The organism is Paenibacillus sp. S29 (assembly GCF_049319765.1).
Taxonomy (GTDB): Bacteria; Bacillota; Bacilli; order Paenibacillales; family Paenibacillaceae; genus Paenibacillus; species Paenibacillus polymyxa_B.
The window spans coordinates 234156-247521 of record NZ_JBMOUI010000007.1 but is presented as its reverse complement, the minus strand read 5'-3'; the positions used below and the strand labels follow the sequence as shown (position 1 = coordinate 247521).

Sequence of the window (13366 nt, the reverse complement as noted above, 5' to 3'; positions counted from 1 at the left end):
CGGAAGGGGTAGAAGCATGAGCAGTATTCCCAAAATTGTCATTGTGGGCGCCGGATATGGCGGTATATTGACGGCTCAGCAATTGCAAAAGGAGCTCAAGCACAATGAGGCGGATGTCACGCTGATTAACCGTCATGATTACCACTATATTACGACACATCTTCATATGCCTGCGGCAGGTACAGATACGATTGAACATTCAAGGATTCCGATTGCGCAGCTAATCGATGAGTTCAAGGTGGATTTAGTCAAAGGAACGGTTAAGGAAATCATACCAAAGGAGAAAAAAATCGTGCTGGAGGATGGCTCGCTGTCCTACGATTATTTGGTCATCGGACTAGGCGGGGAGCCAGAAACATTCGGTATTCCGGGGATGGATAAGTTCGCGCTGACGATTCGCAGTATTAACTCGGTTCGCCTGATTCGTGAGCATATTGAATACCAACTGGCCTTGTATAAAAATGATGGTAAGCAAGGTCGCCTCAATTTTGTCGTTGGGGGCGCTGGTTTCAGCGGGATTGAGTTTGTAGCGGAGTTGGCGGATCGTTTGCCACAGCTCGCTAGAGCGTATGACATCGATTTTAACCGGATTCAAATCATTAACGTCGAGGCAGCTCCTACGGCACTGCCAGGGTTCGATCCTGAACTGGTGGAGTATGCGATGGATGTCCTTAAGCGTAAAGGGGTCACCTTCCGCATTGGAATTCCGATTAAGGAATGCTTGCAGGATGGTGTAATCGTTGGTGAGGGTGAGAAAATCGAAGCCTGCACGGTGGTCTGGACGGGAGGGATTCGTGGGAACGGATTAATTGAGAAAGCCGGATTCGAAGTGATGCGCGGAAGGGTGAAAATCGACGATTTTCTGCGTGCACCGGGCCACGATGATATTTTTATTATCGGGGACAGCTCCCTGATGTTTAATCCCGAAGGACGTCCTTATCCACCGACTGCCCAAATTGCGATGCAGCAAGGGGTCCTTTGTGCCAAGAATCTGGCCGCTACTCTTCGCAAAAAGGAGCTGCACAAGTTCGTATTTTCTAACAAAGGGACGGTTGCTTCGCTTGGAAAAGGCGAAGCCGTCGCCGTGGTGGGCAAACGTAAAATAAAAGGTTGGGTGGCCGCACAATTGAAAAAAATTGTGGATCTCCGCTATCTGTTCATCATTGGCGGAATTCCACTGGTACTGAAAAAAGGGCGGTTTTTCTAACCTCAGACGAGTAGTCAACATGCAAAAACAATACGAGCAGAAAAAGGTTTCCACAGCTCTTATACAGGAGCTCGGAGGCCTTTTTTTCATTGTTCTTGTTTTCTATTATAGTTTTAAGTCTTATAAAAAAGGATTCCGTCGTCCCGAAAGTGGGAGTTCACGAAATCCTCGGTTTTATTCAGTAAGAGTTGATGTCTGCGTCTTACAGCTTCAACATGTCTTCAAATGTCTCTTCATTCAACACGCTGCCGACATAGAAGGAGCCGAATTCACCGTAACGGGCACTGACTTCATCAAAACGCATTTCGTAGATTAGCTTCTTGAACTGAAGTGCGTCATCGGAGAACAGTGTTACGCCCCATTCCCAATCGTCAAAGCCGACGGAACCGGAAATAATTTGCTTTACTTTGCCAGCATAGCTGCGTCCAATTAAACCGTGGCTGCGCATCAAGGTGCGACGCTCGTCCATCGAAAGCATATACCAGTTGTCGTCCAGGTCACGTTTTTTGTTCATTGGATAGAAGCAAATATAACGCGCCTTGTTTAATACGGGCTTCAAGCGTGCGACGATTTGTGGATTTTGCATTGGATCTTCATCTTTGCTCAAATAATTACTTAGTTCCACCACACTCACATAAGAATAGGTTTTGGTTGTATATTTGGCGAAGGTTGTTTTGTTAAAGTCATTTTCCAGTTTATTGAGGTCTTCCAGCGTTTCGCGCAGGTGCATCATGACAAAATCAGCCTTTTGTCCGACTATAGTATAGACAGCTGAGCTGCCCAGACCCGCTTCCTCGGTAACGTTCCATTCCTTCATAAACTCTTGAAGCTCGTCCAGTGCTCCGGCGCGCTCTTCATCGTCTGCGGTCTTCCATGCTGTCCAGTTGATGGACCGGAAATCGTGAAGCGCATACCAGCCTTCCAGTGTGGAGGCTACTTCGTTGGGTGTTGCTGGGGTTTGTTGTGGTTGATGTTGACTCACGATCTACACTCCTTTACGATCTGTAAATGATAATCGGCTTAGCCGAAATATGTGTACTTCCTTATATCTTCCTGTATCCAAATACGTGATGCTTACCATTATATTGTAGCTCAAAGTAAAGCTTTTCACCAATGAAAGAAGTGTGAAGAATTTTATTTTTACCATGATGCAGGTCACAAAGTCATAAAATAGTTAGTATTCTCGAAAAAAGTAGAACTCAGACGAATATGGCTGCCAAAAAGGAGAACAATTGCCCTTATTTTGTTGGTCCCACGAGAAGGCAAGTATGATAGAATAGAAAAACATCTTGGAGACCGTTATGTCAGGAAAGGAAGAATGTTGGAATGCGGATGAAAAACCTGCTGCACTATACTGAGAACCACCGCTATTGCGTTTATCGGGAATTTGGCTTGAGCGCACTGGATGAATTGATGCTGGGAAGCGTCTATCAGCCGATGGTAGGCGCATTTGCGGTCAGTCTGTATCGACTGTTGTTCCAGCATGTGCCAGTTGGACAAATCGGTTATTCGCCGTTGGAACAGCAGCGTCGCCTTTTTCTGACACTGGGACTGGAGCCGAGTGAGAAGGGACGCAAGTATTTGATTGAACAGACCTCCAAGCTGGAGGCCGTCGGTCTGTTACAGACGTCCAGGCTGTATGCACCCGAAACGGACGACTATATGTACGAATATGAGATGCAGCCACCGCTTGCACCTGCTGAATTTTTTAGAACACAGCATCTCACCCTTTTGTTGAGAGACAAAATCGGTAAGTTTGCAGTGCTTTCTCTGAGAGAATCGTTGTGGAGCAGGGAATCTAGCGAATGGTCGCAATCTTCCTATAATAAAGAGAATATTTCGATTCCTTTCTACGAGTTATTTGAACTGAATACCCATGTTATAGATTATGAACTGGAACAGGCGCTGTCCGAGGTGTCCACTAGTCGTCAGACTGGAGCACTAGCGTCAGAATCGGAGGAAGCATTGAATTATGCAGATATTATTCTCCGTTTTCCGCGTGAATCTGCCAATCGTAAGCACGTGGAACGTCTTCGGTTTGAGCACGAGCAGTTAGGCATGGTCAATTACGTTGTTCGCAAATTTGACCTTTCTGTACAGGATATCAGTCGCTTGCTGGATGAGGATGGTATTTTTACCGAAGCAGGCGATTTGTTGCTCGATGAGCTTCAGCTTCGAGCTAGTCAGCACTCCAGACAGGATCGGAAGCGTCAGGAGGAACAGCAGGTACAGGCCGCCAAAGTGGTCGCCTTGCGCCAGAGAGAAACTTCCACATCTGAAGAGCCGCCTGCAGAACAGGCTGTGGAAATGGAATTTTATGTGGAAGTTCCACCACAATTCACAGCCAAATGTGACATTCACCAGTATAATATGATGTTGCGCAACGAGCCTTATCGTCGCTTGTTGCAAACCTTTTTCCCCGGCACGGTTCCCGGTAACCTGCTGGATATATTCGAGAAAATTGATATCAGCTATAAGCTGCCCGGTGAAGTCATCAACGTGCTGATCCATTATTTAATGTCACTGCTCGTATCTGGGAGCGATCAGCGGATTAACCGCAACTTTGTCGAGGCCGTTGCTTCCAACATGCTGCTTAAGCAGGTAAACACTTACGAAAAAGCCGTTCAATATATAAGGGATCAAGCCAAGGTAAAAGGAAAACAGTCCTCTGCTTCTCCTTCCGGCGGCCGATCCCGCGCATATGCCAAAAATAACGGGCCAGCCAAGCCATCCATTCCAATCGTTCAGGATCACCCTTCCGAGGAGTCTGTATCTGAGGAAGAATTGGATGAACTGCTGCGTCTGGCCGAACGAATGCAATCCGGTAAACAGAAAAAGGTGTAGATAGATTTTAAGGTGTCTATAACTCTGCACATTTTAAGAAAGGAGGAGCGTTCTTGGAATCACTGGGCGATTTGCTACAGCAGATGCAGAACCCTTCGTTTCGCCAGCGCACTCGCAATGTAGCTGATCAAGTTCTAAATGATCCGCTCGTGCAGGAGTTTTGTGCTGCTCATCCTGATGTGGACGAAACACAATTGCGACTCAACATGAGCATGCTCTTTCAGTATGCCCGGGATCGTCGAAATTGCGACAATTGTCCGGGGCTGGAACGATGTCCTAACGATTTTCAGGGCCACTTTTGCAAGCTGGGCGTGGAATATCCGAATGGAACAGCCGAAATCGTGGACATTCGGACCCCATGTGCGAAGTTGGTTGCTTCCCAACATGAACAACGGGTGCGTCAGCGAATTAAAAGCTTTTATGTGGATGAACGCGCCCTTCTGGAGGGATATAACGCTCTTGAAATTGCGCGCAAAGATTCACAACGTATGCCTGCCGTCACACAGCTATTCCGTTACATTGAAGAGACGAAAAGTCAGGGTCTATCCAAAAAAGGACTGTATCTGGAAGGTACATTTGGTACGGGTAAAACTTTTTTGATGGGCTATCTATTGCACGAGCTGGCCCTGTCGGGTCTGAACGGTGTGATCGTGTATATGCCTGATTTTGTGGAGGACTTAAAGTCCATGATTCAGGACGGGCAGAAGCTGAAGGAAACGACCGAAATGCTCAAAAATTGTGATCTGCTCGTATTTGACGATATTGGTGCCGAAAATTTAAGCCCGTGGGTACGGGACCATGTGATGGGCTCCATACTGAATTACCGAATGAATCGCAAACCGACCTTTTATACTTCCAATTACTCATTGCAAGGGCTGGAGAAGCATCTCAGCTTTACGAGCAAGGACGGAGAGGAAATGTACAAAGGACAACGCTTGATGGACCGGATTCGTCCTTTTGTAGATGTCATTACCGTAAAGGGAAAAAATCAGCGGGGGTAAGCGTTTTTCCGTCTGCTATTTTGATATCTTACAATTAAAAGACTATTGTGATATAATTAAAAGGTGTCGAAACAGACATTACAGGTTATAATAATCTTGACTTTTCTATAAAGGAGGAACATACAATGGCAATTGTTAACGTGTCCGATCAATCCTTCAACGCAGAAGTCGAAGGCACAGGAACCGTTTTGGTTGATTTTTGGGCGCCATGGTGCGGTCCTTGCAAAATGATCGCTCCTATTCTGGAGGATCTGTCCACAGAAGTTGGCGACAGCGTCAAAATCGCGAAGGTGAACGTGGATGAAAATCCAGAGTCTGCTTCCCGTTTTGGCGTGATGAGTATTCCTACCCTGATCGTCTTCAAAGACGGACAGCCTGTTGATAAAGTGGTAGGTCTGAACTCTAAAGAAGCGCTGAAAAGCATGCTTACTAAACACCAATAATCATCGCATGTGACCCATGCTCCCGCGGGGGCTTGGTGGAGCGGCCATGAAAGGTCAATGCCTCCGGTTGTAAATACCGGGGGCGTTTTTGTGTATTATTCCTATATATTCTAAGTAGTTAGTTGAGTAATCATTAAGAATGGAAGGAGGAACCGGGCGAATGAAACCTTATGCGGAGGACTTGCAGAATCAGGAGAAGGCGCTGGAGAACATACGGCACAAATTAGCGTTACTGCCGGATGCATCAGGCTGTTACCTGATGAAGAATAGCGAAGGCACCATTATTTATGTCGGCAAGGCCAAAGTGTTGAAAAACCGGGTCCGTTCCTATTTTACAGGTAGCCATAACGGCAAGACGCAGCGACTGGTTTCCGATATCCGTGATTTTGAATATATCGTTACAGGAAGTAATATGGAGGCGCTCATTTTGGAGTGCAACCTCATTAAAAAGTACCAGCCGCGTTATAACGTGCTATTGAAGGATGATAAAACCTTTCCGTATTTGAAAATTACGAACGAGGCACACCCCAAGCTGGAGGTGACCCGTCGCGTTCTGAAAGATAAAGCAAAATATTTTGGACCATATCCCAATTCCTACGCGGCACATCAGACGAAGAAGCTGTTGGATCGTATGTATCCGTTACGCAAGTGTGGTGTAATGCCCAAGGAAGTGTGTCTGTATTATCACATGCATCAATGTTTGGGGCCTTGTGTGAAAGAGGTCGAGAAGGAAACGTATGACCAGATTGGTCAGGAGATTGGTTCCTTTTTAAGCGGGGGACATGAGGAAATTAAAAAGGATCTTCAGCGTAAAATGCAGGAGGCCGCAGAGGAATTGTACTTTGAGCGGGCCAAGGAGCTGCGAGATCAGATTATCAGTATCGACGCGATGATGGAAAAGCAGAAAATCACCACATCGGATGCGAAGGATCGAGATGTATTCGGTTTTTCAGTAGATAAGGGCTGGATGTGTGTACAAATCCTATATGTCCGCAAAGGTAAAATGATCGAGCGCCATATGTCGACTTTTCCTTTCTACGGTGAAGCTTACAGTGATTTTATGTCCTATGTGACGCAATATTATAGTGACAACCCGGCAGTGCCGCAAGAAATATTGCTGCCGGATTCTCCTAAGCTGATGCAGGCAGAACAGGTCCATGTCGATCAACCGGTTGCGGCAGAAACTGTACTCCACAGTGCAGCTACAACCGATGCTACCGGACAGACAGATGAGAAAGCGATACAAACGGAGACAGAGCATTCTGCTGACTCATTGCTGGTGGCTGAAAAACGGGCAACTTATGCAGCAGCAACAAATCAAGATCAAGTTGGTGACCAAGATACCGGAGTAAAGGAAACAGAAACCCAACTATCCGGTGGACTGGAGGACCCGAGTACGGCGGCTCTCGCTCTGGCTGAATGGTTGGATGTAAAGGTACTTGTACCGCAGCGTGGACTGAAAAAGCAAATGACAGGCATGGCGACGGAAAATGCACGTGTTGCTTTGGATGAGAAGTTTAAGCTGATCGAGCGGGATGAGGAACGGACATCCAAAGCTGCAAGCAATCTCGGACGTGCCATTGGACTGGATAGCTTGCACCGGGTGGAGGCGTTTGATAACTCCAATATCCAGGGTTCCGATCCAGTCTCCGCCATGATCGTGTTTATTGATGGCAAGCCTGCCAAGAAGGAGTATCGAAAATATAAAATCCGTTCTGTGCAGGGACCCGATGATTATGAAACAATGCGTGAGGTTATCCGACGTAGATATGAACGTGTGCTTAAGGAAAATTTGGAACGTCCCGACTTGATCGTTGTCGATGGTGGACGTGGACAAATTAAGGCGGCGACCGATGTATTGCAAAATGAGCTGGGTTTGTTCATTCCTGTGTGTGGACTGGTGAAGGATGCCAAACATAGAACTTCCCAACTATTAGTGGGAGAGTCCTCTGAGGCCGTGACACTTGCACGCAATAGCGAAGAATTTTATCTACTGCAACGGATTCAGGACGAGGTTCACCGTTTTGCCATCACGTTCCACCGCGAGCAACGCGGCAAATCTATGGTAACTTCCCGGCTGGACTCTATTCCAGGCATCGGCGAGAAACGGCGTAAGTTACTGCTTAAGCATTTTGGATCGCTCAAAAAAATAAGAGAGGCCAGTGTCGAAGACTTCCGGCCTCTCTCTATTGGGGATAAGCTTGCGCGTCAGATTATAGCTGCCCTTCGGGAGGAGGAGTCGTAGAATACGGCTCCTCTTTTTTTATAGGTTCAAACATAATTCGATTTGGCTTTTTAGGACTAAACCAATAAATGATGTAACCCACGATGGCTGGAAGTAAGATCCAGAATAGACCAGCGCTCACATTCACAGTGTCTCCCAGACTCATCACACTAAGTCCCATTAGAATGCTGTCAAAAATAACGTGGCTGAACATGGCGGCAATAAAGCCGTAACGCAGGAACACAAAACTGAACAGCAAACCAAGAAAAGTCAGCTCAATAGGTCTGGAAATCACCGGATAGATCGGATAAAGCGTATGTCCCAGTGCCCAAATCAGCGTGGTGATCAGACAAGCAACAAAAGTGTTTTTCACTATTTTTTTGACCATCGGAATACCAAACAGACGGTAGACAGTCTCTTCTCCAATACCTGCCATCCACGCCATAATCGGCAGTAGCCATGGATAAGCCATATTGTAAGGGGATTGTGTGGCATCTGTGGTGGAGAATGTATTAAATGTGCGCTCCAGTATAAAGAATAAGATGGATTGTACCCCGAGTAAAATAAAGGCCCACAAGTAGCCAACATACATACTGCGAAGCACATACAACCCGTAGCCCGGCTCTTTTGCACGCGGCCATGCATTCAGTCCAACCTGACGCATAAGCCCGTCACCGCCGACCAAGGAGAAGTAGAGCGCTACAGCCATGAAAAAGGTAACACCAATCTGGAAAACCATAAGAAATATAAGCATGCCCTTACCGCCTGCTTCTGCTTGCAATAAAGGCAGCATGTTCATGGTCCCAGCTATACTAGCAATAAAGTATACAACGGATAGAACAATGCCGCGTACAAATGAAGTATGTCGTCGGGTGAGTGACGCATACACAATGGCAAGTACACCCAGTACAAAGCTAAATAGGGCATAACCCGCATAGGTCATCAAATTCGCCCAAAATGTTTGCTTTTCGATATAATCGGTATAGGACGACGGGGCCGAAAAGCTTTGGGTGAAGGAGCGAACATCACCGTCTTCAAAAGTAAAAGCCAGTGTAAGTACCGAGGCGCCGATTTTTTTATCGTCTACGGTATACTTTAATCCGCCTTCTTGTTCAGTGGTCGCAAGCTTCAAATCCGACGGCTTAAAGCCAAAGCGCTTGACCCATACTGCGGCCGCCTGCTCCTTGGCTTCGAGCGTCATGCCGTCCTCAGCCACACGTACAAGCCTGTTACGTGCTTGTTCATCCGTAGAAATATCAGCCTGTGTGTAATTGGTGCTGGAGGTGATCCGTTTAAAGCTAACGACCTTGCCAGTGGATAAATCCACATGAATTTGCAGTTTACTCTTCGCTGAGGATTCAGGCAGATCGACCCGAAAGGTTTCGTAAGGGTAACTCTTTTTCCATGTACGGTCGTACTGTTGAAGCAGTTTTTCTCTAGATAAATAACCGTACAAATCTGTTTCGGCCTGATAGGTCACGACAGGCTCCTCAGGCTGTGATTCAGTATAGCCCAGCTCGGAGCGGGCGAAGTCCAATGCGTGTATGACCGCTTCTTGTTTGCTGATGACCTTTGCGTTCATTACTGATTCTGGACTCGGATTGCTAAGCGAGGGAATAAGCAATTGAAAGATAAAAAAGCAAATCAGGCCAATCCCGCCCAGCAAGCCTAATTTTTTGAAGTTGGCCGTGAGCACGACCGGTTTCCCGATAGGATTCATGAGTTTCCTCCTTAATCTGTAAATAAGAACATCCATTAAAGATATCATACTGCACAGGTTCCCGCCAACAGACCAACGATATTCATGAAAATAGAGCGAAAGCACTTTAAAGTTTCAATAAAATTAGATAAGCTGCGATTAAACGATGCCCATTCGCAAAATAAAGCCAATTTCACGTTTTTTCGGCGAAATCGGTTTTGTGATCTGGATATAGAAGGATTATAATCTTGAGGCAATGCCTATGAAATACATAGGTAATGATATACAGTTGAGCCGAATTTCTATGGGAAAACGGGGGAACCATGTTACTGGGGTGAATTTTACAACCGATCCTGCTGGATCGGAAGTGTAAATAGGGCATACTGTGCTGCCCGAATCCGTCAGCTAACCTCGTAGGCTATGAGCAGGAACCAAGTCAGGCACTCGGTTTTCCGGTGTCTTTTTTTGTGCGTATAAAAGTGTTTGGATTGGTTAGACCGCTGCGGGTGCAGATTATTCTTCCGATTGCTGTTATCCCCGGATTTTTTTATTGTATACCCCCTTTAATGGTTAAAATCCGGAGATAAAGGCAAACGCTTCGCTTCTTCAGAACAATTCTGCCCCTTTCGCTACTGCCCGCCAATAGCACAGGGGGCCGAGTAGTGCTTGACATGCATTCTTCCTGTATTCAGGGAATGCTAATTATAGTTAACTAAGGTTTGGAAAAATCAAAAAATTCAGGGGCAACGACGATCGAAAGATCAAATGGAACGCGTAGCGAGCTTACACCGTATTAAATCACTGATTTTTAGTTTTAAGGATTAGGAGAGAAGTGATGAATAGATGAATCCCAATGCAAGCTGGCTTCGGCTTTCTCCACCGCAGATATTCGTTGCGGGCTTTGCCATTATCATTCTAATAGGTAGCTTATTGTTAATGCTGCCGATCTCCAATACAACAGGAAAGCCACTTGCGTTTATAGACGCTTTGTTTACTGCCGCGTCCGCGACGTGTGTAACAGGGCTTGTCGTTAAGGATACAGGGACCTTTTTCACAACCTTTGGTCAAGTCGTCATCGCTGCACTCATTCAGATTGGCGGTCTCGGCTTTATGACTATGGCTACCTTGATCGCGCTGGTGTTCAAACGTCGGATTTCCTTGCGGGAGCGCCTCATTTTGCAGGAAGCGATGAATCAGACTTCTGTAGAGGGAATTGTCGGGTTAATCCGTAAGGTATTGCTGTACTCACTGGTTATTGAAGGCGTATGCGCTACGATATTCTCGGTTCGCTGGTCCTTTGATATGCCCGTAGGCAGGGCGATTTATTTTGGAATCTGGCATGCCATCTCCATGTTTAACAATGCTGGTTTTGATTTATTCGGTGAATTTCGCAGCTTGACAGGTTATGTATATGATCCGATTGTTAATTTTACCGCAATGTTTCTAATTATTTCTGGCGGCATTGGTTTTGTAGTGATGTCAGACCTGGCAGAATATCGCAAGCGCAAGAGACTGTCCTTGCATACCAAGGTGGTACTCAGCATGACGGGCGCTATGATTGTAGTCGGCACGCTCGTGATTTTTGTATTTGAGTTTACGAATCCAAAGACTCTTGGCTCGCTTGATTGGGGTGGTAAGCTACTGGGATCTTTATTCCAGTCCGTTACCCCCCGTACCGCAGGTGCCAATACGCTGGACATCGCAGGCTTGCGGCAGGCTACGCAGTTTTTTATCATCATACTCATGTTTATTGGGGCTTCCCCTGGTTCCACTGGAGGCGGGATTAAGACAACAACATTCGCCCTGCTCATTGGAGCAGTGATTTCGATGCTGCGGGGGCGGGAAGATATTGTACTGTTCAAGTACCGACTTGCGCAGGGACGAATTTACAAGGCTTTGACCATTACACTGCTGGGGTTGCTGTTCGTGATCGGGGTGACCATGATTTTGTCGGCAACCGAAGATCATCATTTTCTGATGATCTTGTTTGAGACGGTGTCTGCGTTTGGTACGGTGGGGCTGTCGATGGGGCTTACACCTGATTTGACAGTCATAGGCAAGCTGGTGATTACCCTGACGATGTTTGCAGGTAGACTGGGGCCACTCACGCTAGCTTATGCACTGGGGCCGAAAAAGGGTAAAGAATTATATCGTCATCCGGAAGGCAAAATGATTATAGGATAAGGAGTTTTCGAGTAGATATGAAAACGCAGCAGTTTGTAGTTATTGGCTTGGGGCGGTTTGGCTCAAGCCTGGCTTTGCAATTGGTGGATATGGGGTGCGAGGTGCTAGGCATTGACCGGAATGAGGATGTTGTGGACAGTATGAGTGAGATGTTGACACATACTGTCGTGGCGGATGCTACCGATGAAGACTCGTTGCGATCACTGGGCATCCGTAATTTCGATTGTGGCATTGTTGCTATTGGTGATGACATTCAGGTAAGCATCCTCACCGCCATTTTGCTGAAGGAGCTGGGTGTGAAAAAAGTTGTAGCCAAAGCCATATCTGTGCTGCACGGGCGTGCATTAGAAAAGCTCGGTGTGGACCGGATTATTTATCCAGAACGGGATATGGGTATCCGGGTGGCTCACCAGCTAGTCACGCCTAATTTGCTCGATTATTTAGAGTTGTCTAAGGAATACAGTATTGTGGAACTCAATGTACCTGCATGTCTGAATGGCAAAACGCTAGCAGAGCTAAATGCCCGTACCCGCTTTGGTTGTAGCGTCGTGGCGCTTCATACGGCGAACGGTATCCTGATCGCACCGACGGCTATGGATCGGCTAAAAGCAGATGATATTATGGTCATCATCGGTTCGAATGACAATATCGGTCGCTTTGAGGATGAGGTTGTTAATGTTAATGAAGAGGATTAAACCCTCTACACCATACGGTAGCCTGCAAACGACGCACGTGTCTCGCTAATCCAGCGTCGTGCTGTCGGACCGAGATCGGTCGTCTCCGAGTAAATGAGGGAGGTCGTTCGGCGTGTCTCCTTCAAATCGGGCAAGTATAATGCAGTGAGTCCATTATCCCGTAATAGTTCGCTGCGCAAATAGGATTTGGGTAGCAAGGCAGAAGCCTTACAGGTTGGAAGCAGGCGTACAATTGCCTCGAAGGAGTCGATTTCCATGCGGATATCCGGCATGATGCCGCTGCGCTGGAACAAGTCATCCGTCAGACTGCGGTACCAGGTTCCTTTGGAGAAAATAATCATCGGCAATCCTTGCAGATCTTTCATCGAGGCCGTTCCTGTCTTGACGGTTAATTCATGTCCAATGGGAACAACGAGCTCCAAATGATCATCAAATAGCGGAATGCAACGCAGTCCGGCTTCATGAATGGCAGACCCGACAATACCGGCGTCTGCTTTTTTGTCACGTACAAAGGCGACGATTTCATGGGTTTTACCGGTGAGCAGCTTTAGCTCGGTTTGAGGATGCTTGCTCATGAAAGCTTCGACGAGGGTAGGTAGCGTCGTTTGGAGTGTCGTGAGACTAGCCCCGAGTGTAAGCATACTCTGGGCTTCATTTTTGTGCTGGGACAGCTTTTGTAAGAAGCGAAGCTGTCGTTGCCGTTGCTCTAGCGCGAATGTATAAACAAATCGGCCAGTGGACGTAATTTCGAGCCGTTTGCCCCGACGATCAAAGAGATTCACACCCAGCTCTTCCTCCAGCTTCGCAATTTTGCGAGACAGGGCAGGTTGGGATAGATTCAGCAGTTTGGAGGCTTTATTCAGGCTGGACTGCTCGACAATGACGGCAAAAGCGTTCAAATCCTCAAACAAATCATCCACTTCCTCTCTATATGCAAAAAAGACATAATAATTAATACGTATATTGCAATTCCATTATAAGCCGAAAAGGAGTAACATGAAAGCGACACAAGATGTTCACACTTTTGTTTTTCCTTATAAGGGACACCTTGTTGGACATTTCCTGTCGG

At 46.7% G+C, this 13366-nt stretch carries 10 protein-coding genes and 1 riboswitch; of the genes, 7 read left to right on the top strand and 3 right to left on the bottom strand.

Features of this window, described 5'->3' with window-relative positions; all coding sequences use genetic code 11:
• The first annotated feature begins 16 nt into the window (after positions 1–16).
• Positions 17–1207: an NAD(P)/FAD-dependent oxidoreductase gene (locus tag ACL9RM_RS14610; RefSeq protein ID WP_250266609.1), complete on the top strand. Its 1191-nt coding sequence runs from the start codon at positions 17–19 to the stop codon at positions 1205–1207.
• A gap of 202 nt (positions 1208–1409) precedes the next feature.
• On the opposite strand, the gene hemQ is transcribed toward ACL9RM_RS14610, so the two are convergent.
• Positions 1410–2189, bottom strand: a complete 780-nt coding sequence (gene hemQ, locus ACL9RM_RS14605; RefSeq protein ID WP_061830116.1) for a hydrogen peroxide-dependent heme synthase — start codon at positions 2187–2189, stop codon at positions 1410–1412.
• Between the two features lie 344 nt (positions 2190–2533).
• Between hemQ and ACL9RM_RS14600 the strand changes: the two genes are divergently transcribed.
• From ACL9RM_RS14600 to uvrC, 4 genes are all read left to right on the top strand, one after another.
• A complete protein-coding gene (locus ACL9RM_RS14600; protein WP_061830115.1) occupies positions 2534–4051 on the top strand; it encodes a DnaD domain protein in 1518 nt (505 codons plus the stop codon).
• Positions 4052–4104: 53 nt separating this feature from the next.
• Positions 4105–5052 carry a primosomal protein DnaI gene (dnaI, locus tag ACL9RM_RS14595; protein WP_025724035.1) on the top strand — a complete coding sequence of 316 codons (948 nt, stop codon included), beginning with the start codon at positions 4105–4107 and terminating at the stop codon, positions 5050–5052.
• 125 nt (positions 5053–5177) lie between these two features.
• Positions 5178–5495, top strand: a complete 318-nt coding sequence (gene trxA, locus ACL9RM_RS14590) for a thioredoxin (RefSeq protein WP_010347861.1) — start codon at positions 5178–5180, stop codon at positions 5493–5495.
• A 160-nt stretch (positions 5496–5655) separates the two neighbouring features.
• Positions 5656–7740, top strand: a complete 2085-nt coding sequence (gene uvrC / locus ACL9RM_RS14585) for an excinuclease ABC subunit UvrC (RefSeq protein ID WP_250266608.1) — start codon at positions 5656–5658, stop codon at positions 7738–7740.
• Here uvrC and ACL9RM_RS14580 read toward each other — a convergent pair.
• The gene (locus tag ACL9RM_RS14580; protein ID WP_061830112.1) at positions 7709–9439 is read right to left on the bottom strand and encodes a CPBP family intramembrane glutamic endopeptidase; all 1731 of its coding nucleotides are present in this window, start codon (positions 9437–9439) and stop codon (positions 7709–7711) included. The two genes, uvrC and ACL9RM_RS14580, sit on opposite strands and share 32 nt — an antisense overlap.
• A 261-nt stretch (positions 9440–9700) precedes the next feature.
• Positions 9701–9853, top strand: a riboswitch (cyclic di-AMP (ydaO/yuaA leader).
• Between the two features lie 408 nt (positions 9854–10261).
• On the opposite strand from ACL9RM_RS14580, the gene ACL9RM_RS14575 reads away from it, so the two are divergent.
• The gene (locus tag ACL9RM_RS14575; protein ID WP_069290318.1) at positions 10262–11602 is read left to right on the top strand and encodes a TrkH family potassium uptake protein; all 1341 of its coding nucleotides are present in this window, start codon (positions 10262–10264) and stop codon (positions 11600–11602) included.
• A 17-nt stretch (positions 11603–11619) separates the two neighbouring features.
• Positions 11620–12297, top strand: coding sequence for a potassium channel family protein (locus tag ACL9RM_RS14570; RefSeq protein ID WP_028541455.1), 678 nt, complete (start codon positions 11620–11622; stop codon positions 12295–12297).
• Between the two features lie 5 nt (positions 12298–12302).
• Here the strand turns inward: ACL9RM_RS14570 and ACL9RM_RS14565 are convergent, their stop codons facing one another.
• Positions 12303–13208 carry a LysR family transcriptional regulator gene (locus ACL9RM_RS14565; RefSeq protein ID WP_028541456.1) on the bottom strand — a complete coding sequence of 302 codons (906 nt, stop codon included), beginning with the start codon at positions 13206–13208 and terminating at the stop codon, positions 12303–12305.
• Between the last annotated feature and the right edge of the window lie 158 nt (positions 13209–13366).